The 25865-nt window shown below is 65.3% G+C and carries 25 protein-coding genes; 8 read left to right on the top strand and 17 right to left on the bottom strand.

Translation table 11 applies throughout. From position 1 onward, the window contains the following. The first annotated feature begins 66 nt into the window (after positions 1 to 66). Positions 67 to 357 carry an RNA recognition motif domain-containing protein gene (locus tag NY78_RS07680; protein ID WP_043633901.1) on the top strand — a complete coding sequence of 97 codons (291 nt, stop codon included), beginning with the start codon at positions 67 to 69 and terminating at the stop codon, positions 355 to 357. Between the two features lie 299 nt (positions 358 to 656). On the opposite strand, the gene NY78_RS07675 is transcribed toward NY78_RS07680, so the two are convergent. After that, positions 657 to 2114, bottom strand: coding sequence for a sigma-54 interaction domain-containing protein (locus NY78_RS07675; protein WP_047960078.1), 1458 nt, complete (start codon positions 2112 to 2114; stop codon positions 657 to 659). 326 nt (positions 2115 to 2440) lie between these two features. Here NY78_RS07675 and NY78_RS07670 point away from each other — a divergent pair, with 326 nt between their 5' ends. Then, positions 2441 to 2806 (top strand): iron-sulfur cluster assembly scaffold protein, encoded by a 366-nt coding sequence (locus NY78_RS07670; protein ID WP_043633897.1) that lies wholly within the window; start codon positions 2441 to 2443, stop codon positions 2804 to 2806. A gap of 182 nt (positions 2807 to 2988) precedes the next feature. Beyond that, the gene (locus NY78_RS07665) at positions 2989 to 5442 is read left to right on the top strand and encodes a glycogen/starch/alpha-glucan phosphorylase (RefSeq protein WP_043633894.1); all 2454 of its coding nucleotides are present in this window, start codon (positions 2989 to 2991) and stop codon (positions 5440 to 5442) included. A 102-nt stretch (positions 5443 to 5544) separates the two neighbouring features. Here the strand turns inward: NY78_RS07665 and NY78_RS07660 are convergent, their stop codons facing one another. Both NY78_RS07660 and NY78_RS07655 read right to left on the bottom strand, forming a co-directional pair. Next, complete coding sequence (locus NY78_RS07660) at positions 5545 to 6903, bottom strand: M12 family metallo-peptidase (protein WP_053062154.1); 1359 nt, start codon at positions 6901 to 6903, stop codon at positions 5545 to 5547. A 104-nt stretch (positions 6904 to 7007) separates the two neighbouring features. Next, positions 7008 to 7451, bottom strand: a complete 444-nt coding sequence (locus NY78_RS07655; RefSeq protein ID WP_043633891.1) for a zinc ribbon domain-containing protein — start codon at positions 7449 to 7451, stop codon at positions 7008 to 7010. A gap of 90 nt (positions 7452 to 7541) precedes the next feature. Here NY78_RS07655 and NY78_RS07650 point away from each other — a divergent pair, with 90 nt between their 5' ends. After that, on the top strand, positions 7542 to 7739 hold the full coding sequence (locus NY78_RS07650; protein WP_043633888.1) for a ferredoxin: 198 nt from the start codon (positions 7542 to 7544) through the stop codon (positions 7737 to 7739). Between the two features lie 89 nt (positions 7740 to 7828). Continuing rightward, positions 7829 to 8719: a hypothetical protein gene (locus tag NY78_RS07645; RefSeq protein WP_043634084.1), complete on the top strand. Its 891-nt coding sequence runs from the start codon at positions 7829 to 7831 to the stop codon at positions 8717 to 8719. A gap of 124 nt (positions 8720 to 8843) precedes the next feature. Here the strand turns inward: NY78_RS07645 and NY78_RS07640 are convergent, their stop codons facing one another. Next, complete coding sequence (locus NY78_RS07640; RefSeq protein ID WP_043633885.1) at positions 8844 to 9485, bottom strand: response regulator; 642 nt, start codon at positions 9483 to 9485, stop codon at positions 8844 to 8846. A 22-nt stretch (positions 9486 to 9507) separates the two neighbouring features. Then, positions 9508 to 9897, bottom strand: a complete 390-nt coding sequence (locus NY78_RS07635) for a response regulator (protein ID WP_043633882.1) — start codon at positions 9895 to 9897, stop codon at positions 9508 to 9510. Between the two features lie 126 nt (positions 9898 to 10023). Between NY78_RS07635 and cysQ the strand changes: the two genes are divergently transcribed. Further along, positions 10024 to 10812, top strand: coding sequence for a 3'(2'),5'-bisphosphate nucleotidase CysQ (gene cysQ, locus NY78_RS07630; protein ID WP_043633880.1), 789 nt, complete (start codon positions 10024 to 10026; stop codon positions 10810 to 10812). A 189-nt stretch (positions 10813 to 11001) separates the two neighbouring features. Here the strand turns inward: cysQ and NY78_RS07625 are convergent, their stop codons facing one another. The 12 genes from NY78_RS07625 to NY78_RS07565 all read right to left on the bottom strand — a co-directional run bounded on the left by NY78_RS07625 (position 11002) and on the right by NY78_RS07565 (position 23536). Then, on the bottom strand, positions 11002 to 12039 hold the full coding sequence (locus NY78_RS07625; RefSeq protein ID WP_043633877.1) for an agmatine deiminase family protein: 1038 nt from the start codon (positions 12037 to 12039) through the stop codon (positions 11002 to 11004). Between the two features lie 560 nt (positions 12040 to 12599). Beyond that, a complete protein-coding gene (locus tag NY78_RS07620) occupies positions 12600 to 13532 on the bottom strand; it encodes a DMT family transporter (RefSeq protein WP_043633874.1) in 933 nt (310 codons plus the stop codon). Positions 13533 to 13543: 11 nt separating this feature from the next. Beyond that, positions 13544 to 14101: an HD domain-containing protein gene (locus tag NY78_RS07615; protein WP_043633871.1), complete on the bottom strand. Its 558-nt coding sequence runs from the start codon at positions 14099 to 14101 to the stop codon at positions 13544 to 13546. Then, on the bottom strand, positions 14098 to 14373 hold the full coding sequence (locus tag NY78_RS07610; RefSeq protein ID WP_043633868.1) for a hypothetical protein: 276 nt from the start codon (positions 14371 to 14373) through the stop codon (positions 14098 to 14100). The genes NY78_RS07615 and NY78_RS07610 overlap by 4 nt, the downstream gene beginning before the upstream one ends. Positions 14374 to 14540: 167 nt before the next feature. Beyond that, entirely contained in the window at positions 14541 to 16409 is a 1869-nt protein-coding gene (locus tag NY78_RS23575; protein ID WP_082139917.1) for a PAS domain S-box protein, read from the bottom strand. Between the two features lie 8 nt (positions 16410 to 16417). After that, positions 16418 to 16801, bottom strand: coding sequence for a response regulator (locus NY78_RS07595; protein ID WP_043633866.1), 384 nt, complete (start codon positions 16799 to 16801; stop codon positions 16418 to 16420). Further along, positions 16798 to 19113: an ATP-binding protein gene (locus NY78_RS07590; protein WP_047960077.1), complete on the bottom strand. Its 2316-nt coding sequence runs from the start codon at positions 19111 to 19113 to the stop codon at positions 16798 to 16800. The genes NY78_RS07595 and NY78_RS07590 overlap by 4 nt, the downstream gene beginning before the upstream one ends. A 72-nt stretch (positions 19114 to 19185) precedes the next feature. Continuing rightward, positions 19186 to 19311 carry a hypothetical protein gene (locus tag NY78_RS25745; RefSeq protein WP_269430867.1) on the bottom strand — a complete coding sequence of 42 codons (126 nt, stop codon included), beginning with the start codon at positions 19309 to 19311 and terminating at the stop codon, positions 19186 to 19188. A gap of 116 nt (positions 19312 to 19427) precedes the next feature. Continuing rightward, positions 19428 to 19700: a TMEM165/GDT1 family protein gene (locus NY78_RS07580; protein ID WP_043633858.1), complete on the bottom strand. Its 273-nt coding sequence runs from the start codon at positions 19698 to 19700 to the stop codon at positions 19428 to 19430. A gap of 67 nt (positions 19701 to 19767) precedes the next feature. Beyond that, positions 19768 to 21711 carry a molybdopterin biosynthesis protein gene (locus NY78_RS07575; protein ID WP_043633854.1) on the bottom strand — a complete coding sequence of 648 codons (1944 nt, stop codon included), beginning with the start codon at positions 21709 to 21711 and terminating at the stop codon, positions 19768 to 19770. A 222-nt stretch (positions 21712 to 21933) separates the two neighbouring features. Next, on the bottom strand, positions 21934 to 22821 hold the full coding sequence (locus NY78_RS07570; RefSeq protein WP_043633851.1) for a carbon-nitrogen hydrolase: 888 nt from the start codon (positions 22819 to 22821) through the stop codon (positions 21934 to 21936). 88 nt (positions 22822 to 22909) lie between these two features. Next, a complete protein-coding gene (locus tag NY78_RS07565) occupies positions 22910 to 23536 on the bottom strand; it encodes a LysE family translocator (protein WP_043633848.1) in 627 nt (208 codons plus the stop codon). Positions 23537 to 23626: 90 nt separating this feature from the next. Here NY78_RS07565 and NY78_RS07560 point away from each other — a divergent pair, with 90 nt between their 5' ends. Then, positions 23627 to 24616 carry a glucokinase gene (locus NY78_RS07560; protein ID WP_043633846.1) on the top strand — a complete coding sequence of 330 codons (990 nt, stop codon included), beginning with the start codon at positions 23627 to 23629 and terminating at the stop codon, positions 24614 to 24616. Between the two features lie 7 nt (positions 24617 to 24623). After that, a complete protein-coding gene (locus NY78_RS07555; protein ID WP_043633844.1) occupies positions 24624 to 25859 on the top strand; it encodes a molybdopterin molybdotransferase MoeA in 1236 nt (411 codons plus the stop codon). Positions 25860 to 25865: the final 6 nt, after the last annotated feature.

Genomic DNA, 25865 nt, shown 5'->3' with positions numbered 1-25865 from the left:
GGGCTTTTCTGATGTGCAGCTCCAATTGATACGAAAATAAGTGCCAAAAACAGGAGCTAGAGCCCCATGTCCAAGAAACTCTACGTCGGTAACCTTTCGTTCAATTCCACCGAAGACGATATCCGCACCCAGTTTTCCACCTACGGTGAAGTCATCAGCGTCAACCTCATCACTGACCGCGAAACCGGCCGCCTGCGCGGCTTCGGCTTCGTCGAGATGGACGAGGAAGGCGCTCGTGCCGCTATTGCCGGCATGGACGGCCAGGAGTTCGGCGGTCGTAACCTGAAGGTCAACGAAGCCGAAGACAAGCCCCGCTCCGGTGGCGGCGGCGGTGGTCGCGGCGACCGTCGCTGGTAGGCCAAAAGCTTTCCAGGCGTCATAACGCCAGTGAAAGGGCCGGGACTTGTTCCCGGCCCTTTTTTTGTTTTTTGGAGGGTGCGGGCCGGCAGGAGTGGTCGATTGCGGACGAGGCGGGCCGCAAGGACATTTGGCCGGCAGTCCTGTCAGGCGCACTGCCGTTGGTCGGGCCGGCAGGACTGCCGGCCCGAGGCGGCGCAGCCTGGGCGGCTTCAAGCGACGCCGTCCGCCCGCCTGCCTTGCGACCCGGCCGCGCGGCCGGCGTCGCCGGGGAACAGGCGGGCCTCCGCAGGCCGCCCCTACTCCCCGGCGGCGCGCTTGAGCTTGCGGAAAATGGTCGTGCGGTCCAGGCCCAGGCGCTTGGCCGCCTCGCCGATCGAACCGAAATGGCTGATGGCTCCTTCGAGATAGTCCCGCTCGAAGGTCGAAATCACGTCCTTATAGGGTCGCTCCCAGTCCGGCTCGATGGCCGCCGGGGCGCTTGCGGCCAGGGACAGAGCCGGTTGCTGGGCAGCGGCTTCGGCAGCGGACAGCAGGCATTCCGTCACCCGCATGGCCGTCGGCAGATCGTCGGATTCGATGCAGCCGGAGTCGCAGGTGATGACCAGGCCCTCGATGAGATTTTCCAGTTCGCGCACGTTGCCCGGCCAGTTGTAGTGGGCCAGAATGCGTTCGGATTCGAGCGACAAGGTGGTGCGCTTGCGGTAGCGCGAACCGAAACGCTGCAAAAACATCCGGGCCAGGGGCAGGATGTCGTCGGGCCGGTCGCGCAGCGGCGGAATCTCCAAGACAGCCACCCGCAACCGGAAAAAAAGGTCGCTGCGAAAGGTGCCCACCCGGGCTTCGGCTTCGAGATTGCGGTTGGTGGCGGCAATGACCCGCACGTTGGTCTTTCGGCACTTGCTGGACCCGACCGGGGTCAGTTCCCGGTCCTGGAGCACGCGCAGGAGCTTGGATTGCAGCCCAAGCGGCATCTCGCCGATTTCGTCGAGAAAGATGGTGCCGCCGTCGGCCATCTCGAAAAAGCCCACCCGGCCCTTGGGATGGGCGCCGGTGAAGGCCCCGGGGGCGTAGCCGAACAGTTCGGCCTCGATCAGGTTCTCCGGGATCGAGGCGCAGTCCACTTTGACAAAGGGCTTCTCCCGCCGGGGGCTGGCCTCGTGGATCATGCGGGCAAAAAGCTCCTTGCCAACGCCGGTCTCGCCCAGGACCAGGGCCACGGCGTCGGTGGCGGCGATGCGCCGCAAAAGGTCCATGAGGCGCTTCATGGCCGAATTCTCGGCAATAAAGCTCGTAATGCCGCCGCCCTCGCGGATAAAGAAATCCATCTGGTGCTGATAGGTCTCGATCAGCTCCTGCTGGCGGGAGATGCGCTCGCGCATCCGGGCCATGAGCGTGATGTCGCGGGCATAGAGCACGACCAGGCTGACCTTGCCGTCCGGGTCGCGGATGGGCTTGCCGTCGATGGTCATGGACCGGTTGTCCCGGGTGACCTGGATGGAGGAGGCCGGGCGGCCCGTGGCCACGATTTCCGGGGTGATGGGGGCGATGTTGAACAGGCCCTCTTTTTTGAGTTCCTCGACGTTCTTACCGATGAGTTCAGACTTGCTCATGCCGGTGAGCTGTTCGTAGGCGGCATTGGCCTTGAGGGCGTAGCCGTCGCGGTCGGCAATGAACACGCCGTCCTCGATGCTGTCGAGGATGGCGTCGAGGTGTCCGGCCACGGGGTCGAGGGGGGATTGTACCTTTTTTCTCAAAACTGACCCCTTTCACGCACTGGTTTGTCACAATTTTCCCAAGCGACCGGGATTTCCCTGCTGCAATAGCGCAACTCGTGGCAAAGGTGCAACATGTTGCATTTCTGCCAAGTTGCCGATTTCGTTTGCTTTACTCCAAATCAGACAAAAAAAGATGATGCCAAATTGCAACACCCCGCAGTGGAGCAGGTGATTCATCTGATGTTTTATTTTATTCGTCAATGAAATGAGTATGTTAAAAAAATGGCACGGCCATTGCTTAAAGAGAGGCAAGAGCGCGCGATACACTGCAAATCAACTGCACATTTTTTATAAAGGAGACCGCCATGACCGCCACCACCACCACCACCACCAAGACCCGTCTCTCCGTTAAGCCCCTGGAACACTTCACTGTTGAAGGCACAAGCGAATGTTCCGCCTGCGGACGCGCCGTCAAGATGCAGCTGCTTATTGAGAACGACATCATCGTCGACGCCGGCGGTACGGTGGAAAGCTGCGGCTACAGCCGCGAATGCATGGCCGCACTCATCGCCACCATCAAGGGCATGAACACCATGGACGCCCAGACGGTGTCCAGCGAAGATTTTCAGCCGCTCATGACCCGCGTCATTGAAAAGCTCGGCTGCGACAATTGGTGTGTGGCGGCGCTGCGCATCGCCCTGCGCAACTACCGCCTCCGGGAAGCGGCCTAGGCACCCCGCTCCCCAGCATCGGACACAACCCGTCCCACGCGGGCGTCCGGGACAGGCCGGGAACCGACCGCCGCTATCGGTTCCCGGCCTTTGTTGCGCCCGGCCGCTTTGACAGCGCGCCCCCTCTTCCGTAGAGCATGGCAAGAAGTCTCACCCGACCACCACCACACCGGGGGACCAGCATGCGCCAGCCAAGCGTCGAGGATTTCCACGATATCGCCAGCCTTGGCGAAGACATTCGCCGCCACATTCTCTCCATTCTCGGCAACGACCTCTACCCGCCCGATCCCTTTCGCTATTACAGCGGGCTGGCCTATGCCATCCGCGACCGGCTGATCAAGATGTGGCTGGCCACCCAGAAGTCGTATTACGACTCCATGTCCAAACGGGTCTATTACCTGTCCATGGAATTCCTGCCCGGCCGCTTTCTCATGAATTACATCACCAACATGGGCATGGAAGACGGCTGTCGCGAGGCGGCGACCAAACTCGGCTATTCCCTGGATGATCTGGCCGAGGAGGAACGCGACGCCGGCCTTGGCAACGGCGGCCTGGGGCGGCTGGCCTCCTGCTACATGGACTCCGTCGCAACCCTGCGCATCCCGGGCTACGGCTATGGCATTCTCTATGACTACGGCCTGTTCCACCAACGCATCGTGGACGGCTGGCAGGAGGAGGAAGCCGACAACTGGCGTCGCCACGGCAGCCCCTGGGTGATCAACCGGGTGGAACATCTCTATGAGGTGCGCTTTTTCGGCCGCAGCGAGGCCTATACCGACTCCAAGGGGGCGCTGCGCTACCGGTGGGTGGACGCCGACACGGTCATGGCCATGCCCTGCGACATCCTGATTCCGGCCCACGGCGGCCGCCACGTCACCAACATGCGCCTGTGGGCGGCCACCTCGTCCACCGGCTTTTCCTTGCGCGACTTCAACCAGGGCGATTTCCTGGGAGCCATGCAGTCCAAGATCCTGTCGGAAAACATCTCCAAGGTGCTCTACCCCAACGACGAACCCATCCAGGGCAAGGAATTGCGCCTTCGCCAGCAGTATTTCCTGGTGGCCGCCACGCTGCGCGACATCATCCGCCGCCACAAGAAATCCGGCCCGTCCTTTGCGGATTTTCCCGATCAGGTGGCCATCCAGCTCAACGACACCCACCCCACCATTGCCGTGGCCGAACTCATGCGCATCCTGGTTGACGAGGAGTTCATGGGCTGGGACGAGTCCTGGGACATCTGCCGCCGCACCTTTGCCTATACCAACCACACCGTGCTGCCCGAAGCCCTGGAAACCTGGTCGGCCGACCTGCTGGGCCGGGTGTTGCCGCGCCATCTGGAGATCATCGCCGAAATCGACCGCCGTTTTCTCGAAGAGGTGGCCGCCGCCTATCCGGGCGACGGCGGCAAGCTGGCCCGTATGGCCATCATCGACCGGGGAAGCCACCGGGTGCGCATGGCCCATCTGGCCATCGTCGGCAGCCACAAGGTCAACGGCGTGGCCAAGCTCCACTCCGACATCCTGCGCGAAAAGGTTTTTCCGGACTTCGACGCCTTGTATCCCGGCAAATTCACCAACGTCACCAACGGCATAACGCCCAGGCGCTGGCTCAATCAGGCCAATCCGGCCCTTTCCAAGCTCATCACCGAACACATCGGCCCGGACTGGGTGACCGACCTCGACCAGCTGGCCCGGCTCCTGCCCCTGGCCGAGGACGCCGATTTCCGCGCCGCCTGGCGCTTGGCCAAGCGCGAGAACAAAAAACGCCTGGCCCGCTATGTCCTGCGCAAATCCGGCATCGGCATCAACCCGGACACGCTCTTTGACGTCCAGGTCAAGCGGATGCACGAGTACAAGCGCCAGTTCTTAAACGTCCTGCACATCGTGACGCTCTATAACCGCCTGCGCCGCAACCCGGACCTGTCCGTGCCGCCGCGCACGGTGCTGATCGGCGGCAAGGCCGCGCCCGGCTATTTCATGGCCAAGCGCATCATCCGGCTCATTACCGCCGTGGCCGAGACGGTCAACGCCGACGACGCCATCCGAAGCCGCCTGCGGGTGGTCTTTTTGCCCAACTACTGCGTGTCCCAGGCCGAAAAGGTCATTCCGGCCGCCGACCTGTCCCAGCAGATCTCCACCGCCGGCATGGAGGCCTCGGGCACGGGCAACATGAAGTTCGCCTTAAACGGCGCGCTGACCATTGGGACGCTCGACGGGGCCAATGTCGAGATCATGGAGGCGGTCGGCCGGGAGAACATCTTTATTTTCGGCCTGACCGCCCCGGAAGTGGAGGCTACCCGGGCTGCCGGGTATGACCCCAACCGCCGGGTCGCCGCCGACGCCGAACTGGCCGAGGCCCTGGACATGATCGGCCGAGGGTATTTCGCGCCCAAGGAACCGGACCTGTTCCAGCCGATTCTCGACAACCTGCTTCATAACGGCGACTATTATCTGGTCACGGCCGACTACCGGTCCTGCATCGAGGCCCAGGATGCGGTGAGTGCCCTCTACCTCGATCCGGAAGCCTGGACCGCGGCCTCAATCCGCAACACCGCCGCCATGGGGTATTTTTCCAGCGACCGGGCGGTCCTGGAATACGCCGCAAACATCTGGAATATTGCCCCGCTGGGAGAATAGCCGGCGGGTCCGGCCGACTGGCTGCTGCCCCAAACGCCATACGGGCGCGCAACCGCTTGTTGCGGTTGCGCGCCCGTATTTTGCGGCCTGGGCCGTGGACGGCTACTGGCCCTGAAGCAGCAGGCTGGTCGGGGGCACAACCCCTACGGCCTGCCTGATCGCCTGCCGCCAGTTGGCCGCGATGGTGCGGGTATTGTTGAGTGTCCGGCGATTATCCGCCGCATTGCCCGCAGTATACAGCACGCCGGTGGGGTAGCCCTTGTAGCTGACTTCCGGGTTGGACCAGTAATTGACCCGGGTGCAGGACGGACTGCAGTTATAGGCCATGATGGTGCGAAAAGCCGGCGAGGCGGCGGTCTGCTGGAAACCGTAGGCGTAGCTGTACAGGATCGAGCCGCCGGCATTGGCCCGGTCGTGGTGCGCTCCCTGGTTGTGGCCGCATTCGTGGGCAAAGGAATAATAGCCGGTGGCGCAGGAATAATCCACGACGTTGAAGGCGTTGGCTGCAAAGTTCGAACTCGTCGAGGTCATGAGATAGCCCAGGCCGCAGTACCATCCGTTGTTGATGAGCAGCGACACGATGTCGGCTCCATACTGGTTGCGCAGGGCGTGGATGTTGTCGATGACGCCGTCGGATGGATTCTGGAGGTTGCCCAGGGCGATGTCGAAGCCGGAACTCCCGGTATCCTCCACGTAGGCCACTTCCTGGGCATGGACCAGCCGGAAGCGTTGGATGACGCCGCTTTGGGCATACCCCTGGTTGGTTTCACTGAAGGCCAGGGCAATGCGCGCCTGCATGGCCGCCTCGCCGCCGGCCGCGGCCCGGGCCGAGGGCGTGTAGAGCACCATGACGTCGATGATCGAGCCGTCGTCGCCGGCAACCGCAGCGCCGCCCGAAGCGCCTGCGGCATCGGACGCGGCCGGGCCGGCATCGGGCGGCAGCTTTTCCTCTTCGTCAGGATAGCTTCCCTGGTCGATCTCCCGGATGACGTAGGTTCCCTCCCCGCTCCCGGTCGGCGTGATTTCGTAGAGCAGATTCCCGCTGGTGCGCACGATGCCGTACAGCGTGCCGGCCGTATTGGCAAAGCGCGTCTGGCCGCCGCTGGCTGCGTCGTTGTCGCCAACGAGCACCGTGGTCCCGGCCGTGCCTGCCCGCTCGGACTCCCGGGGCGTCATGGCGATGGTCACGTCGTCAAACAGATTGAGCGTCAGCGCGGCATCGGGCACGGCGGCCTTGCGGCCGTCGGCTGCCGCCGGGAACAGAGCGGCCTGATCGACAAGCACGGTGCGGCTTCGCAGCGCCGGCAGGGTTTTTCCCGGGGCCGGGACGGCCTTGGACTGGGTCTCGGAGGCTGCTGGCGCGGCCGTGAAGATGCCTGGAGTCGCCCCGGCCCGGACCGGGGCGGCCGGGAAGAGGAAAAGGACTGCCACAAGCAGGATGCCGGCGCGAATCAGATCCATGGCGCTCTCCAAGGGGGGCTGTGAGGTCAAGCAAACACTACATCATTCGTAGAAAATATGGCAAGACCCTTCTCCGGGGCGTCAGGGTGCCGGCGAACGGCGGGCTATAACCGGCGCAGCCAGGCCGCCGCGGCCAGAAGGGCCAGCAGCGGATAGAGCGGCCACAGGACCCCGGTCAGCAGGCAGGCGGTCACGGCCACGGCCAGAACGCCGGCATACAGACAGGCCTCGACGTACGGGCCAAGGCCGCGCAACGGACTGGTCCAGCCCTGGAAATCCAGGAGCCGGGAGTTTTGCCGCTGGGTTTCGGACCCGGAGGCGACTTCCGGATGGCCCGTGCGGGAGTCCGGCGTACCCGGCCGGCTCCCGTCAGCCTGATCGGTCGGCCGGGGCAACTGCCCCGGCGAGCCGGTCCCGGAGATCGGGGCCTCGACGCCGTCGCCGTCGCCATCCTCGCCCCCGCCCCGGCCGGACTGGAGCTTGTGGCCGCACAGGGCGCAGACCCGTCGGTCGTCGGGATTGTCGCTGCCGCATTTATTGCAATGCATGGCGTCTTTCGTCCGGTCGATTTGTTGACAACATGATTGGGAAGCATAGATGGAAAAGGTTCTACCCGCCACCAAAACCGAGGAAGGCGCATGGAGACGATCCTGACCGGCTACTCTGTCAATCCGGTATGCTGCAACGGCTGCGGCGCGTGCGCCGCCATGGCCCCGGAATTGTTTGCCATGGACGAGGTCAGCGAAAAGCCCGTGCTTCTGCTCACGGAAGCGCCTGTGGAAGACGTGGAGCGGGCCATGGCCTTTTGTCCCCACGACTGCATCGAAAGCGAATAACCCCCTTCCAGGCCCGCCCTAATGCCCGGCCGCCGCCGTCCGATAGGATGCTGGCGGCGGTTTTTCCGTGCGTCGCCTGGGAGGCCGTCATGGCATGCCGCAAACGAGTGTCCGTCATTGAGACCCTGGACCGGCTGGGATTGCTTAAATACCTGCTCGCTTCGGGGATTACCGTCCTGGCCTTTGTCCTGACTGCCGGAGCCTTTTGCTACGAACAACTGCAAAAGCGCCCTCCCCGGCTTTCCGAGGCCGCCAGGGCCGTCCTGGCCCGGGAGACGCCGCCCGGCCACACACCCGGCTACGCCCTGCGCGCGCCGGTCAGCCGTCAGGCCCGATTTTCCGCCGACGCCGACGCCCAAACGGGTTTTTCCTTCTACGATCTGAGCGACCGGGAAACACCCCAGTCCCTGGCCGACAAGCTGGCCAACAAACGCTTTCGCGTGACCCGCGGCCAGGGCCAGTCCTGCAACTTCGCCTATCCCCTGACCGCTCCGGCCGGCGACAAGGAAGCCGTGGCCGCCTACATCCGCGATCTCGGCCGGGATTGCTGCGCCGCCGCCCAGGCTCTGCCCGGACAGCTGGCCACCTATGCCTTTACCCGCACCCAGGAGAAGCCCGCCGGCAAGGACACCGGCAAGGGAGCCGCCCCCATTTCCGGCGCTGCCGTGTTCTCCGAAGTCGGCGGCGGCCTTTTAACCCTCAATCTGCGCTTTTCCGACAATGCCGAAGGCTACGGCGCCACCCTCGCCAAACACCTAAGCGACCGCTTCGGCCCGCCCTCGCCCATGGGCCGGGACGGTTCGGCCTGGGCCAGGGACAAAGGCCTGGTCACCGTGACCCGGACCGGCCACGCCTTGCAGGTGGCCGTCTACTACGCCGCCAATATCGAACGCCACGCCGCCCACACCGCCCGGCTGGCCGACCGGCCCGTGCGCCAGCCGCCCCCGGCAACCGGCATGGCCGTGGCCGAGGCGTTTTGAGGGGGGGAGCCTCCGGCGGCCAAAGGGACTGAGTCCCTTTGGAATCCCCTCCTGGGGGAGTTTGCTGTGACTGCGGGCGTTGCCCGGCTGGTGGCCAGGGGGTGTGGGAAGACGTCGGGAAGGCTCAGGAAAGCAGGCGCAGCCAGCCCAGCGACGCGCCGCCAGTGGCCAGCGGGACATCGGCCGGCCCGGGCAGGGGCGGCTCGGCCGGAAAGGCCTCGGCAAAGGGCATGCCGGCCAGATGCTCGTCGGGATGGGCCAAAAGAATGCGGCCGTGGGGATCGGCCACTGCCAAGGGCCGGTCGCAGGCGGTCAGCACAGCGGCCAAAATGGCTTTGTACAAGTTCACGGCCGCGTCCGTGGCGCAGGGCTGCTGCCGACTGCGGCGGGTGATGGCCATTTCCAGATTGGCTTTGAGATCAAGCAGTTTGACGGGCTTTTGGATGTAGCCGGCCGCGCCGGTGCCGGCCACCCGGTCCATGATGTCATGGTCCACGGTGGCGGTTAAAAAAATGACCGGCACGCCCAGACTGTCGATAATGCCCTTGGCTGCGGTCACGCCGTCCATGGGACCGGCCAGATTGATGTCCATGAGCACCACGTCGGGACCGAGGCTCCTGGCCGCATCCACGGCTGCCTCGCCGGTCTCGATGACATCGAGCACGGTATAGCCCAGACGTCCGAGTATCTTCTCCGCCACCCGGGCCGAAAGGGTATCGTCCTCGACAATGAGCACCGAACGTGATTTGCGGACCGTGTCCTCCATCTCCGCCCTCCCCTGGGCCGCGCTAACTTTTCCCGGCCAACAGGATCTTTTTATGGGCGTCCTGGATTTTGTAGTACAGGTCGTCCATTTCCGCCGGCTTCATGAGATAGTCAAAGGCCCCCTGCTCCATGCCGCGAATGGCCACATCCACGTTGGCATGGCCGGTGAGCATGATGACCTCGGTCCGGGGATGGGCCTGTTTGATGCGCGAAAGCGTCTCCATGCCGTCCATGCCGGGCATTTTGACGTCCAGCAGCACCACGTCCACAGGGTTGGCTGCCAACGATTCCAAGGCCTGTTCGCCACTATGGGCCATGCCGACCTCCAGCCCCCGACGCATCAGACGCTTGCGCAGCGTTTCCACATAGCTTTCTTCGTCATCCACCAGCAGTACCCGCACGGACTCGCTCACAAGTATTCCTCCGATTGGACGTGGAAAAGTGCCCATTTCATAGCTGCGCGCCAGGGGAAAAGCAACCGCCGGCATTTTGACAAAATCCGAAGCCCCACCGATACTTGCCCGTAAAGGAAGAAACACATGCGCGAACTTGACCGCACCGCTCTCATGGGGCTGGCCCGTCTGGCCGGACACGCGGTCCTGGAACTCTACCACGGCAGCGTTGCCGTGGAAATGAAAGATGACCAGACCCCGCTGACCACCGCCGACACCCGGTCAAACGAGATCATCCTGGCCGGGCTGGCCCAGCTCTTCCCCGACATCCCGGTGGTGGGCGAGGAAACCGCCAATGCCCCCTACGCCGTCCGTCAGCGGTATTCCCGGTGCTTCGTGGTCGATCCCCTGGACGGAACCAAGGAATTTCTCCACAAAAACGGTGAATTCTGCGTCAATATCGCCCTGGTCGAACACGGCCGGCCGGTCTTCGGCGTCATCCACGCCCCGGTGGCCGACACGCTCTACGCCGGCGGCCCGGACATCCCGAGCACCCGTCGCGTGGCCGACGGCCCGTCCGAGGCCATCCGGGTGCGCCGTCCGGCCCCGGACGAGCCGCTTATCGCCGTGGCCAGCCGCTCCCATCCCTCGCCTGGACTGGCCGCCTACCTGGAACGCTTCCCCGGCCTGCGCTGCATCAGCCGGGGCAGCGCGCTGAAATTCTGCGCCCTGGCCGAAGGGGCCTGCCACCTCTATCCGCGCCTGGGACCCACTTCGGAATGGGACACCGCCGCCGGCCACGCCATCGTGCTCGGAGCCGGCGGGACCATGACCGCCCTGGACGGGTCGCCCTTCCTCTACAACAAACCCCAACTCCTCAACGGACCATTTCTCGCCCACAGCCTGGACGTGGTCGATAGGAGGCTGTTTTTCTAGGAGAAGAGAAAGAGTGCCTCCGGCGGCCAAAGGGCAGTGCCCTTTGGAAACCCACTTGGGGGACGGTTGGTTTGCCCGGGTACGCTGCCAAGCAGGTGAGCGGAAGTTGTGCAGGAAATAACGGGATGGGGCCGGGGGAGAGGCCCCCGGCCCCCTGTAACGGGACGTTTTTCAAGAGACGCTGGCGGGTCAGGCGGCCGGTTCTTCGTGGCTCAGACAGTGGATGGTGCCCAGGCCCCAGACCAGATCCACGGCTGAAATGCCCACCACCTCGCGGCCCGGAAAGGCTTCGGCCAAAATGCCCAGGGCCAGCCGGTCCCGGGCGTCGTTGAAGGTCGGGACCAGCACCGCCCGGTCGGCAATGAGAAAATTGGCGTAACTGGCCGGCAGCCGCTGGCCCCGAAAGACCAGCGCCCGGGGCATGGGCAGGTCGATCACCTGCAAACTGCCGCCATCGGCCAACCGCACGCCTTCCAACCGTTCCCGGTTCTCGGCCAACAGCGCATAATTGGCGTCGGCCGGATCGTCTTCCCGGCACAACACCACCGTCTGCGGGTCGACGAACCGGCACAGATCGTCCACATGGCCATGAGTGTCGTCGCCGGCAATGCCCTTGCCCAACCAAATGACGTTCTGCGTCCCCAGATAGTCCCGGAACACCGCTTCGTACTCAGCCCGGCCAAAGCCGGGATTGCGCACCTGGACCAGGGGATCAAGCAGGCATTCCTCGGTGGTCAGCACGTCGCCCCGGCCGTTGCCGTCCATGCCGCCGCCCTCCAAGACCACCCGCCGGCCGTCATGCATCGCCGGCACGACCGGAAGGCCCAGCTCCCGGCACACCGCCGGCCCGACCGCGTCATCGAGCAAATGGTCCGGATACTTGGCCCAGCCCGTGAACCCGAAATCGACGGCCACAATCTGCCCGGCCCGGCGCACGAAAAACGGCATGAAATCCCGGGTCCAGCCCCGGTCCATGGGAGCCGTGAACCACTCCACCAACGCCGTATCCGCCCCCACGGACGCCAGCACCCGCTTGGCGGCCGCTTCCTGCTTCCCGTCGCGCACCAGCAGCCGCACCCGTTCGCCAGCCCCGGTCAGCTTGCGCACCATCTCGCCATAGACCCAGGCAATCGGCGCAAACCGGCCCGGCCAGTCCGAGGCATTGCCCGGCCAAGCCAACCACACCGCCGTCTGTTTCTCGAATTCCGCAGGCCATTGTACGGTCATATGCACTCCTGAGGGCGATGCGAGGAGAGGAAGACCTGGGGGAGGGAACCCCTTTTTGGAAAAAAGGGGTTCCCTCCCCCAGACCCCCACCCTCCCCAAAAACTTTTTAAAGGGGGAAAGCCAGCCGTTTTGCCTGTCAGGCAGGACGCCGAACCATTGTGGCCCCACGGCAATAATTTACAAGAATACCTGTCAACAGACCGGAATAAAATACTATTTCATGCACCTGACAACCCTGTCCGGTCGTTCTTCCTCGAACCTGCCGGCCCCGTCTTCGGGGCCGAGGGCCGGTTGGGGTTGGAATGGGGGGCGATGAGCCAGCCGCGCCAGCGGCGGCAGCATCGCCCCTCATTCCAACCCCATCTTGGGACGTTCCCGCACCCGACCACGCCTCCAACCCGCTTCCCGCCTTCCCACCCACCCTATCCGGGGGTCCGGGGGGATGATCCCCCCGGCGGGTCCAGGGCAGCGCCCCGGCGGGTCCAGGGCAGCGCCCTGGTGGGTCCAGGGCGCTGCCCTGGTGGGGTCTGGGGCAAAGCCCCAGCAGCAGCAAGCTGCTGCTACACCTGTCGGCAGACGTAGAGGACAAGGCCGACGACGGCAAGGGTAATGCCGGCCAGTCCCAGGGGACCGGGCCAGGGTGCGGCCAGGAGCAGGGTTTCGCCGAGCAGGCAGAAGACGACTTCCAGGGCCTGGGTGGCGTCGGTGGCGGCCAGTTCGTAGGCGTTTTTGGCCCGACTGCGGGCGCGCAGGAAGAGTGTGGTGGCGATGACGCCGGAGAAAAGGGCCACCAGGGCGGTCTGGGTGATTTGTCCGTGGCTGGGTGGCGGCGGCTGGATGACGGCGATGAGGATGAGCCAGAAGGGGATGGAGCCGATGGTCAGGAGCAGGGTGGGGGTGCGTCCGGCATCGAGGCAGGGCTGGTCGATGCGCGGGATGCGTCCTTTGCCGCCGTGGCGGGCTTCCCAGACGAGCTGGTTGCCCAGCGGATAGGCGAGGGCGGCGACGAGGACGGCGGCCACGCCCCAGAGGTTGCCGACGCTGGCAGAGGCGCTGGCCTGTTCGTAGTTGACCATGACGATGCCGGCAAAGATGGCGGCGGTGAAGGCGAGCCCTTTTTTGGGCACGCGCCGGCCGAGCAGGGCGAGCACCAGCGGGGTGGCCAGGATGGTGGCCTGCCAGGTGGTGGCGGTGACCCAGCCGGGAGAGTAGGCGGCGGCCAGGGTGACGCCGGCGTAGAAGACGCCAAAGCCGATGGAGCCGGCCAGGGTCCAGAACAGGGGGTTTCGCAGGAACAGGCGCAGGGCGTCGGCCACGGCTTTGGGACCGCCGGCGGCCAACGTCCACAGGAGCAAAACCGGCAGCATAAAGGCGTAGCGCAGGCTGGCGGCCCAGAGCCAGTGGCCGCCTTCCAGGCTCATGGCCCGGTTGAGGATGAAGGTCGAGCTGAAAAAGAGCGCTGCCAGTGCGCCGAGGAGAACGGTCCGGGCCATGGGGCGGGCGTCTAGGCCAGTCCGGTTTCGGCGGCCACGTCGGCAATGGCGGCAATGGCCAGGGTGAGGAATTCGTCGAGCGGCAGGCCGGCCTTGTCGCATTCGAGGATATTGGCCCGGCGGACGTTGGCGGCAAAGGCCTTGTCCTTCATCTTCTTTTTGATGCTTTTGGCGGCCATGCCCTGCATCTTGTCGGGCCGCACCAGGGCGGCGGCGCTGATGATGCCGGTGACGGATTCGGCGGCACGCAGGGCGAAGTCAAAGGCGGTGGTCGGGGCGTGGCCGGTGTATTCGTCGTTGTGGGCGGCGATGGCGTCCAGGGCCTCGGCCGGCAGGGCGTTTGCGGGGAGGTGGTCGCGAAGGGCCAGGCCGTGGCGTTCGGGGGTGGCGGCGGTGGCCGGGTAGTCCAGATCGTGGAGCAGGCCGGTTACGCCCCATAGTTCGGGGTCCTGGCCCAGGCGGGCGGCCAGGGCGCGCATGACGGCCTCGGTCTGGCGCCCATGGGCGAGCAGGCCCGGGTTGGGGTTCTGGGCCTTGACCAGGGCCAGGGCGGCGGCGCGGTCGATCATGACGGCTCCTTGGGCGCGGCCGGGGCAGCCGGAGCGGCCGGGGCCAGGGCGTCGAGGTCGGTTATAACGTCCTTGAGCACGCGCTGGGCAAAGGCGATGGCCACGCGCTTGGCGTCTTCAAGGGTGGGGATCTTGTCTTTGAGCGAACGCTTGCCCACGGTGATCTTCCAGCCTGGCGCGCCCATTTTTTCATGGACGACGGCCACAAGCAGGGCTTTGCCGAGATTGATGTAGTGGGTGCTGTCGTCGTGTCTGGTCCATTCCAAGGTCATAATGCCTCCCGTTCGGCGGGTGGATGGGATGGCTTGGCTTACCACGTCGCCGGGGCGGGGGCAAAGGCGGCGGACGATGGAAAACCGGCCGGGCCAGGGATGCGCCGGGGCAGGGCGAACGAAGCCCTGCGGTCGGCAATCAGGCGCAGGGCGGCCGGATTGGAAGTCTAGGCCGTGGCGAAGCGCACTTCCACGCGCAGCCCCGGACCCGTGGCGAAGTGAAGTTCGCCGGCCAACTGGCGGGTCAGTTCCTTGATGAGCGTCATGCCCATGGATTGGGTCGTTTCCAGATCGAATTCCGGGGGCAGTCCTCGGCCGGAATCGGCCACCAGGATTGTAGCCTGGCCGTCAGTCAGGCGCATGCGCACGGTGAGTTGGCCGGGCTGGCCCGGGAGGAAGGCGTGCTTGCAGGCGTTGGTGATGCATTCGTTTAGGAGCAGGCCGCAGGGCACGGCCTTGTCGAGATGGAGATGGAAGGTCTGGCAATCGCAGGTCACGGCGACAGTGGCCATGGTGTGGCGGAAAATCGAGGCCAGGGACTGGGTCAGGGTCTGGGCGTATTCGGCCATGTCGATGGTGGAGAGATCGCCGTGCTTGTAGAGTTGCTGGTGAATAAGCGCCATGGAGCGGATGCGCGTCTCCAGGCGGGCGAAGCGGTCGCGTTCGCCGTCGCTGGCTGCTTCTTCGGCCTGGATGTTGATAAACCCCAGGATGATTTGCAGGTTGTTTTTGACCCGGTGGTGGATTTCGGCCAATAGCACCTGTTTTTCGTCCAGGGAACGCTGCACCACGTCCTTGGCCCGTTCCAGGTCGGTGATGTCGGTGATGGCGGCGATAAAACCGGTCCGCTGTGCCGGGGCCGTCCCGGTATCATGAACGGCAGTGGTTTCACTCCAGTCAATGCGCACGTCCAGGATGCGGCCGTCCCGGGTCTTGCTCTTGATGTTGCAGATCCCCTTGGCCGGACTGCCCGGTTCCCCTGGCTGCAGCAGGTTGCGGATACGGTTTTTGCCGAGTTCGTCGGCGGCCAGGCCGCATATATTGGTGCCCAGAAGCTGGCGCGGGCCGTAGCCGAAGATGGCGTCGAAGGAGGGGTTGGCAAAGCGGAACATGCCGTTTTTGTCCAGCTCGACAATGCCGGTGGGCAGGGTGTCGACGAGCAGGCGGTAGCGGGCCTCGCTTTGGCGCAACCGGTCTTCCAGCCGCTTGTGGGCGGTCAGGTCGTTTATGACGCCGACCAGCCCGGCCGGACGGCCGGCGGCGTCGGGGTAGGCCGACTTGCCAACGACCAGATGGCGGGGCTGGCCGGCGGCATCGACAAAGGCCGCTTCATGGCTGAAGGCTGCCCGCGGCGACAGGCTTTCGAGGTCGATGGAGCCGAACAGCCCGGTCTGATCGTCGGGAAAGACCTCCTCGGGCCTGCGACCGGCCAGTTCGTCGCGGCCGCGTCCCACCAGCCGGCAGAAACTCTCGTTGACGCCCATGAGCCGACCTTCGGCGTCTTTGTAGAAAATCGGGTTGGGGATGGATTCAATCAGGGTCTTGAGAAACAGGTTTTGCTCCTCAAGTCGTCTGCCGGCCGTTTCCAGGTCCTTTGTGCGCCGCCGGATTTCCTCTTCCAGCCCCTGTTGGTAGCGGGCGTTTTCGGCCAGAAGCCGGGCGCGTTCCAGAGCTTTACGAACGGCGTGGAGGAGGACGGCCATGTCGGGCAGGGGTTTGGTGATAAAATCCCAGGCTCCCAACCGGATGGCCTGCAGGGCGTCCTGCAACAGGCCTGTGCCGGAGACGACGATGGCGGGAACGTCCGGGGCCGATTCGCGCAGGCTGGCCAGGACCTCCAGGCCGTCCATGACCGGCATGCGCAGGTCGATAAGCACCAGATCCGGGTGTTCGGCGGCAAAAAGGGCCAGTCCCTCCCGGCCGTCTGCCGCCTGGAGCACCCGGTAGCCGTGGCTCTCCAGGTACATGGCCATGGCTTCGCGCAGGATCTCGGCATCATCCATGGTCAAAATGGTGGCTGGCCTCGTTTCGGGCATAATCAACCTCACGGAACGGCGAGCAGTCGGCGCAGGGCTTGGGCCAGGTATGAGAGATCCGCGGCCGGTTTGGTAAAGAGGAAATCCGGTGTGACGCCGGCCGCCAGGACCTCCGGGCTGAGGAAAACGCCGGGCGAGCCGGTGTAGATGAGAAATTTGAGCCGGGGCCACAGGCCATGGGCTTTTTCAATAAATTGCAGGCCGGACAGGCCGGGCAGGCGGATGTCCACCACGACGGCCTGGCAGGACAGGCCGGGCAGCAAGGCCAGGGCGTTTTCCGCGCTTACCGCCTGAAATACGATAAAGCCTTCGTTTTCCAGGAAAAGAGACAGGCTTTCGCGCAGCAGCTCCTCGTCGTCAAGGACCAGCACGACAGGTTGGTCTGGCGTCATGCCGTTCCTCCTCGGGGTGGGCGCGGCAAACAGGGCAGGGTGACGGTGCAGACGGCTCCCTGGCCCGGAGTGGAATCCATGCGAATGGCCCCGCCGTGGTTGTTGACAATGATGAAGTAGGACACCGACAGGCCCAGGCCCGTGCCTTCGCCCTGGGGCTTGGTGGTGTAAAACGGCTCGAAGATTCTGGCCCGCACGGCTTCGTCCATGCCGGGACCATTGTCGGCCACCGTGATTTCCACGGCCTCGGGCAGGGGACGGATGCCGACGGTGATGGTCGGTTTCCGGGTCGGGTCGGTGGTCGCGGCCAGGGCATGGGCGGCATTCTTGAGGAGATTGAGCAGCACCTGCTCGATTTCCGTGGCCGCGCAGACGACCTCGACCGGATGTTCCGGATAGTCGCGAACTATGGTTATATGTCTGAAATCATATTTCTTTTTAAGATCATAGTCACTTTCGGCCAGGGCCAGGCTTTTGTCCACCATGGTCCGGACGTCAGCCGGGGCCTGGCGTGAATCGCTTTGCCGGGAAAATTCCAGCATACTGGCCACAATGCCGGCGGCGCGCACCCCGGCCTCACGGATGCCGGCAATGAACTTAAGCACCTTGCGGGCCTCCAGATAGGCGCGCACGGCTTCAACCGTAATCCCGGCCTGGGCAGCGGCCGCCTGATTGGCCGGGATGGCCGGATCGAGCTGCATTTCCACGACCTGGGCGGCCTGGAGGATGCTGCCCAGCGGATTATTGATCTCATGGGCCATGCCGGCGGCCAGCCCGCCGACGCTCATCATTTTTTCGGTCTGGATCATGAGTTCGCGCAGCCGTTCGCGTTCGGTGATGTCGTCGATGCGGATAACCACGCCGTCGACGCCATTGGCCACCAGCGGATAAAACAGCATGGTGACGAGGTCGCAGTCGCCATTGTGGCACAGGGGCATGCGTTCGAGGACCATGCTGCGGCGTTCCCGCAGGGCGGCTTCCATGGTGCGCCTATGCTCGGCAAGAAAGGGCACGGCGGTTGCGGCGTCGCTGCCGATGACGGCTTCGCGGGTTCGGGCGAACAGGGCCACGGCCTGGGCGTTGAAATGGCTGACGCGGCCGGCGGCGTCCACGCCGATGATGGCTGAGGGCATTGATTCGAGGATATTGCTTAACTGGTTGCGCACCTTGTCCAAGGCCCTGGCGGCCTGGGCCAGTTGCTGTTCCCTGATCTCAATGGTGTCGGCCATGGCATTGAAGTTGCGGCCAAGTTGCCCCAGTTCCAGGGCTCCGAGGGAGGAGTCGACCCTGGTCGACAGGTCGCCGCCGGCCAACCGGGCAGCCGCAGCGCCCAGGGCGGCGAGGCCGCGTCCGATGGCGGCCTGTCCGGCCAACCGGGCAATGACCAGGGCCAGCAACGTGGCCAGACCGGCCAGGGCCAGTCCCCGGGAGAGCAAGGCGTCGGCGTTGGCATAGGCTTCAAAGAGGGCGCTGGTGATCACGATGGTGAGGTAGGGCGGTTGGTCTGGGGCCAGACGCAGACGGATAAAACTGAAGATGGCTTCCTGGCCGGTCGGCCGCGAGCCGATGAAAACCCCCTCGTCTGCCGCGCTGTCGCGCATTCTGGCCCAGGCCGGAGGGTGGGCCTGTTGCCCCAGAGGGTAGGCGGGGTTGGCCGGAGAGGCGATCATGCGCCGCCCCTGGTAGTCGAGCAGGGTGACCCGGGCATGGGGGGGCATCACCAAGCCTTGCAGCATCCGTTCGTAGCCGTCGAGATAATAGGACAGGCCAAGCACGCCGGACATGGCGCCGTCGGCGTCGTGCAACGGCACGGCGAAGACCATGATGGGCTTGCCGCTCGAACGGCCCAGGATGAAATCGCCCACGCTCGGGGCGTTGGTCGCCGCCACATCCTGGAAATATTTGCGGTCGGAAAGATCGATGTCCAGAAACGACCGCAGGCCCGAAGCCGTGACGCGACCGGCGGCATTGGTCATAAACAGATTGGAAAGTTCCGAATGCTCGCGCAGGATGGAGGCAAAAAGGACGCTTGCCGCCGGCCGGTCCTGGCTTCTGACCGGTTCGGCGGCGGCCAGGACGCCAAGCAGGTTGATGGCCTGGGCGGTAATGGTGCGCTGGGCCACGGCCAGGCTGTGGGAGACGATGGAGAGCTGGTAGATGGCCTCGGCTTTGGCCCGGCTGCGGGCGTCGAAGCTGGTCCAGACGATGGCCGTCATGGCCGGCAGAGCCGCCAGGAGCACGACGCCGACCAGTATCGTGGTGATGGACCCGCCTGTGAGCCGCGTCCAAAGCGCCTGGAGAGGGATTCTCATCCCTATCCTCAATACCAATTCCCTTAAATTGTCCAGCTTCCGGGCTAGCGCCCCGCCCTCAGCGCGGCTGGGTCAGCCCTGGGGAGCGGCACGGCAAAAAAGCGCGCGCAGATGCCCGTCCTCCTGGGCCACAGTGAGCAACCAGCCCGAAACCGTGGCCAACTGATCCTCAAGCACCGCCCTGGCCTTGGGGGGCACCAGAAATTCCAGTTCGCCGGCCCGGGAAAGTCGGAGATACCAACCTATCTCCAGCCCCAGGCCTCAGCACATCTGGCGCAGATCAAAGGAAAGGCGCTCGCCGGCCATGGGAACTCCTACAGTTTGTCGAAATAAATCAGCACGCCCATGACCACGAAGGCCACGGCAGCGACCTTCTTGATGATGTCAGGCGACACGAAATTACAGATGAACTGGGCGAAGATCACGCCCAAAAGCGACGTGGCGACCAGGGCCAGCGAAGAACCGGCAAACACCACCCAGGGGTTCCTGGAGTCGGCGGCGGTCAAGATGCAGGCCAGCTGCGTCTTGTCGCCAAGCTCGGCCACGAAAATCGTGGCAAACGTCGTTGCTAACAGTTTCCAGTCCATGCAGCCCTCATCGCTTCACAACCAATGGATTCAACCACACACGGGACGGATTCGCCCCGGCCAGACCTCACTTCCCGCCCGGCAACCCCATGCCCGGCTGCATCACCCGGCCGGTCCAGTCCGTTTCGTAACCGCCAAGCTCATGGACCCGGGTCTTGAAGGCGGCACTGTCCACCACCTCGAACACCGCCCGGATCTTGGGATCGTCCAGATAGGCCGTGGGCACAACCAGATCGTAGCGTTCCCGGGCCAGCGGCACGAAGTCCAGGCCCAAGGCCTTGGCGGCGGCATAGACGCCCAGGCCGCAGTCGGCCGCTCCGGTGTGGATGTTGACGGCAACGGCCATGTGGGTGTGCTCCTCGCGGTCGTAGCCCGACACCCGGCCCGGTTCGATGCCGGCCTGGGCCAGATGGTAATCAAACAGTATCCGGGTTCCGGCTCCGCGCTGGCGGTTTAAATAGCGCACCGCGCCGTCGGCCAGATCGGCCACGCCGGCAATGCCCAGCGGATTGCCCGGGGCCACGATCAGGCCCTGCTGGCGGATGGCCAGATTGATGACGGTGACGTCCAGGCCGGAGAGGTACTTGGTGAGGAACGGGAAATTGTAATCGCCGGTGGCCGGGTCAAAAAGGTGGGAACCGGCGATCATGGCCGCGTCGTTTCGCAGGGCGATAAGCCCGCCCATGCTGCCCACATGGCTTGAAGCCAGCCGGATCGAGGGCAGCCGGCGCATGAGCAGATCGGCCAGGATGTCCAGCGTGTTGTCGTGGCTGCCCACGCACACCAGCGTGCGTTCCAGTTCGCCGGCGTCCACGAGCAGTTCGGCCGTGACCTCGGCTCCGGCCTCCAGGCCTTCGGCCTCGGCCGGCAGCTGGGTCACGGCCTGGGCCTTGGTCATGGTGGAGATGCTGCCCGCTCCACGCGACAGGGGCAGGGCCACATAGCGATCTCCCACCTGGCCCACGGCCAGACGCACGAAATCCACCATGCCCAGGCGCGAAGGGACGCTGCGGGCCAGAGACGTCGTCACCGTCTGACGGCGACGAGGCTCGGAGCGCGTCAGCCAGCAGGCCAGGGGATAGAGCAGCCGCTCGAAACACACCACCGCGCTGACCGGATAGCCCGGTGCGCCAACGAGCAGCTTGCCGCCCTTGGCCACGCCCAGAAGCGACGGCTTGCCCGGCATGGCAGCCACGCCGTGGACCAGCACCTGGCCGAAGCGTTCCATGGTGGCCCGGGCGAAATCCTTGCTGCCGGCCGAAGACCCGGCCACGGTCACCACGATGTGGGCGTCCGATTCCAGACCCTCTTTGACCGCCTGGGCCAGGGCTTCGGGATCATCGGGCACCGGCGGCACCCGGTGGCAGGCAAAGCCCCATTCGTCGGCCAGGGCGCACAGCAGCATGGAATTGCTCTCCACCACCTGGCCCGGCCCGGGAGCAGGGCGGGTGGTGAAATCCATGACCTCATCGCCGGTGGGGATGACCCGGATGCGGATTTGTTCGTAAACTGAAACGTCATACGCCCCGCACGACAACAGCGCCCCCACATCGTAGGGCGAAATGCGGCGATGGCCCGGCAAAATCATCTCCGTGGCCACAATGTCCTCGCCGATGCGCCGGACATGGGCAAACGGGGCCACCGGCGACTCGATGGTGGCCGCCTCGCCGTCCATGACCACGTTTTCGATCATGATCACGGCGTCATAGGAGGCCGGCATGGCATGGCCGGTGTTGACGAAGACGAAATTCTCGCCCTGAACCAGCCGGACCGGCGATCCTTCCCGGGCGGCAAAGGTCTCGGCGGCGCGCACGGCAATGCCGTCCATGGCCGCGCTGTGGTAGGTGGGCGAGGAGTACAGGGCCATGACCGGCTCGGCCGTGATGCGCCCGGCCGAGCGCTCGGCCCCGATGCGCTCCACGCCCACCAGCGTCTCCCGATCAAGCTCGGCCATCACCCGCGACAGCGCTTCTTCAATAGGAATCGTGCGCAGATAGATATTGCGTCTCACGGCGACCTCCGGTTGTGTGGGGGAGAATGCGGGGGGAGGAAACCCCTTTTTGGAAAAAGGGGTTTCCTCCCCCCGCGCCCCCCTCTTTCCCCAAAAACTTTTAACGGGGATGGGTGTTGCGATGCCATTTACCCCCGTTAAAATTCTCATTTCCGGGGGTCCGGGGGGATGATCCCCCCGGCGGGGTTCGGGGCAGCGCCCCGATTTTCCTCTCTTTCTCTCTTACTCCCCGTACAGCTTGCCTAAACCACCGTACGCGTCGATACGGCGGTCGCGCAAAAAGGGCCAGTGGCGGCGGGTGGTTTCGATGGTCTGGGGGTTGATCTCGGCCAACAGGATATCTTCGGCCGTGATGCCGGCCTGGACCACGATCTGGCCGGACGGGTCGGCCACGAAGGAGGAGCCCCAGAATTCCAGGGTTTCGCCGTAGCCTTCGCCCGAGCCTTCGGTGCCCACCCGGTTGACGGCGGCCACGTAGAGACCGTTGGCGATGGCGTGGCTGCGTTGGATGGTGATCCAGGAATCGCGCTGGCGTTCGCCGTATTCGGCCTTTTCGCTGGGATGCCAGCCGATGGCCGTGGGGTAGAAGATGACCGATGCGCCAAGAAGGGCCGTGGCCCGGGCCGCTTCCGGGAACCACTGGTCCCAGCAGATCAGCGTGCCGATGGGGCCAAAGGGCGTGGCAAAGGTCTTAAACCCCAGGTCGCCCGGGGCGAAGTAGAATTTCTCTTCAAAGCCCGGATCGTGGGGAATGTGCATTTTGCGGTAGACCCCGGCCTGGCTGCCGTCCGGGTCGAGCACGGCCAGGGAATTCTGGTAGCAGCCGGGGCCGCGCCGCTCAAACAGCGGCGCCACGACCACCACGCCGGCCGCCTTGGCCGCTTCGGCCATGGCCGTGGTGGTGGGGCCGGGGATGGGTTCGGCCAGATCGAAGGCGTCGTGGTCCTGGGTGCGGCAGAAATACGGCGTGGCGAACAGTTCGGGCAGACAGACCACATTGGCCCCGGCCTTGGCGGCGGCTTCGATGCGGCCGGCGGCCTTTTCAAGCGAGGCGGCCACGGTTTTTTCCGGGGCCATCTGGATAAGGCCGATGGTAAAGGGCGCGGCCATGGAGACTCCTTGTCTGGGATAGGAAGCGGCGCACGGCTGCGCCGTCAGCCATGATATACGGGCGATTTTGCCAAAGGACAACGCCCGATCAGGCCCCGGCGAGCAGGGAAAAGCCCTGGCGGGCAAAGCCGTAGGCGAAAAAAAACAGCGACAGCCCAAGGCCGGCCATGAACAGGCGGTAGGCCCGGCTGGACAGGAATTGCCGGAATCGGCCGGCCAACAGCGCCGCCGCCACTTTGGCTCCGACGATGCATCCGTAAAACACGGTCAGGAAGACAACCACGGGAACGACGCCGGACGCGGCCGTGTCCAGGAGAAACGGCACGCCGACCGCGGCCCAGAACAGATACGGGTGCGGGTTGGCGAAATTGGCGGCCACGCCGCGCAGGATCGAGCGCGGGGCGGTGTGCGGGTCGCCGGCGTTTGGCGGCGGGGCCTTGAAGCAGTCCCAGCCGTAGCGGCAAAGGAGCAGCGCCCCGGCCAGGGCCACAACGCCCAGAATGCCCGGCGTGCCGGCAAAACGCGACAGCACCAGCCAGGCGGCCAGGATGATGGGCGCGTCGGTCAGGATCGGGGCCAGGGCCACTTTGACGCCCTCGCGCGGGCCATGGGCCAGGGTCTGGGACAAGACGAGCGTGAGCAGCGGCCCTGGGGCCAAACCGGCGGAAAGGCCCAGGGTTGCCCCGGCCAGGGCTGCGGCGGCGACATCGGCCATGCTTGCGTTTCCTTGTGCGCCCCGGCTACACTGGCTATTGGCGCGTGCAGATACCTGCCTCAAACCGTTCTCGCTTTCAAGGAGTCAGCCATGTCCCAGCCGGCTACGCCTTTGCTGCGGCACATCCTGGCCGCCGACATTGGCGGTACAACCAGCCGTTTCGGACATTTCACCCTGGCCCCGGACGGCGCACTGACGCTTGACCGGCAGATCCGCCTTTCCACCCAGGCGGCCGGCTCGTTCCTCGAACTCCTGGACGCCCTGCCGGCAGCCGGATTTGATCTGCCCCTCGGCCAGGTCCAGGCCGCCGCCTTTGCCGTGCCCGGAGCCATGGTCGGACGCACGGTGCATTTTGCCAATATCGCCTGGAGCCTCGATCTGGCCGATCTGGAGCGGACCCACGGCCTGGAATGCACCGCCTGCGTCAATGATTTCCTGGCCCAGGCCCACGGTTGCCGCCTGCTTGGCGACAGCGCCGACATGATCCTGCCGGGCGCGATGGACCCGGCCCGGATTCAGGCCGTCATCGGAGCCGGCACCGGCCTTGGCCATGCCGCCCTGATCCCCCTGGCCGACGGGACCAGTCTGGCCCTGCCTTCGGAAGCCGGCCAGACCGCCGCCCCTTTTTTCGGGCCAGAGGAAACCGCCTTTGCCGATTACCTGGCCCGGGCCACGGGCGAAGCCTACGTGCGCGGCGACAGCGTCCTGTCCGGCTCGGGCCTGGCCCACCTCCACCGGTTTGTGACCGGCGAGGACCTGACCCCGGCCCAGATCAGCCGCCAACTCGTCGCCGACAGCCCGACAACCGCCTTTTTTGCCCGTTTCTACGGCCGGGCCGCCCGCGATTTTGCCCTGACCGTGCTGGCGGCCGGCGGGGTGTTTATAAGCGGCGGCGTGGCCGCGAAAAATCCGCTCCTCGTCGCCCATCCCGAATTCGCCCGGGAGTTTCACGCCTCGCCCACCTACGCCGCGTTTTTGGAGCGCATCCCGGTGCGGCTGGTGCGCGATGAAAATGTGGGCCTCTATGGTGCGGCCGCCATTGCCCGAAACCTGCTCGTCTCCAACCCGTCCAAAGGATAGCCACCCCATGCGCGAAGGTTTTTTCCGGGCCGTGTCCACGGCCGAATTCCGCGATCTGCTGCGGACGTTTGCTCCCCTGGCCAGCGAAACCGTCAGTCTTGATGCCGCTTGCAGCCGTATCCTGGCCACCGACATCGTGGCCGCCGAGGACCTGCCCGCGGCCAGCCGCGCCGCCATGGACGGTTACGCCGTGCGGGCCGCCGAGGTCTTCGGCACAACCGAATCCAACCCCGGCTACCTCGATCTGGCCATGGACATCCCCATCGGCGTCATCCCGGACAAACCGCTCCCCGCCGGCCACTGCGCCCGCATCGTGACCGGCGCGTTCCTGCCGGCCGGAGCCGATGCCGTGGTCATGGTCGAATACACCGAGGACATGGGAGCCGGAGCCATCGAAATGCGCCGGTCCGTGGCCCCGGGCGACAACATCATGCTGGCGGCCGAAGACGCCGCCGCCGGCCAGCAGGTGCTGGCCAGGGGGACCGTGCTGCGTCCCCAGGAGATCGGCCTGCTGGCGGCGCTCGGCATTACCCGGGCAACGGTCGGCAAAATTCCCGCCGTGGCCTTACTTTCCACCGGCGACGAACTGGTCCCGGCCGAGGCCACGCCGTTGCCCGGCCAGATCCGCGACGTCAACAGCCACACCCTGGCCGCCATGCTGCGTCAGGCCGGGGCCGCCCCCGCCGCCTTCCCCCTGGTCCCCGACGATCTGGCCGGCATCCAGGCCGCCCTGGCTACTGCGGCCGCCAGCCACGACCTGACGCTGCTCTCCGGCGGCAGCTCGGTGGGCGCGCGCGATTTCACCCTCGATGCCCTGCGAAACCTCGGCGCGGACATCCTGGCCCACGGCGTGGCCATCAGTCCCGGCAAACCGACCATCCTGGCCTCGCTTGGCGGCAAACCGGTCATCGGCCTGCCCGGACAGGTCACCTCGGCCCAGATCGTGCTCCTCATCTTTGCCCTGCCGCTCCTGGCCCATCTGGCCGGCGACCCGGCCGCCTTCACCCGCACCCCGCGCACCTTCCCGGCCGTCCTGTCCCGCAACATCGCCTCCAAGCAGGGCCGCGAAGACCACGTGCGCGTGCGCCTGGAAGAGCGCCCCGGCGCGCTGCCCCTGGCCCATCCCGTGCTCGGCAAGTCCGGGCTGCTCAAAACGCTGCTCATGGCCGACGGCCTCATCACCATCGCCGCCGACCGCGAAGGCCTCGCCGGCGCGACCGAAGTGGCGGTGCGGCCGATCTAGCGGCCA

Source organism: Desulfovibrio sp. TomC (assembly GCF_000801335.2).
GTDB lineage: Bacteria > Desulfobacterota > Desulfovibrionia > Desulfovibrionales > Desulfovibrionaceae > Solidesulfovibrio.
The sequence above is the reverse complement of the archived record's forward strand: the minus strand, read 5'-3'. Positions and strand labels throughout refer to the sequence as shown.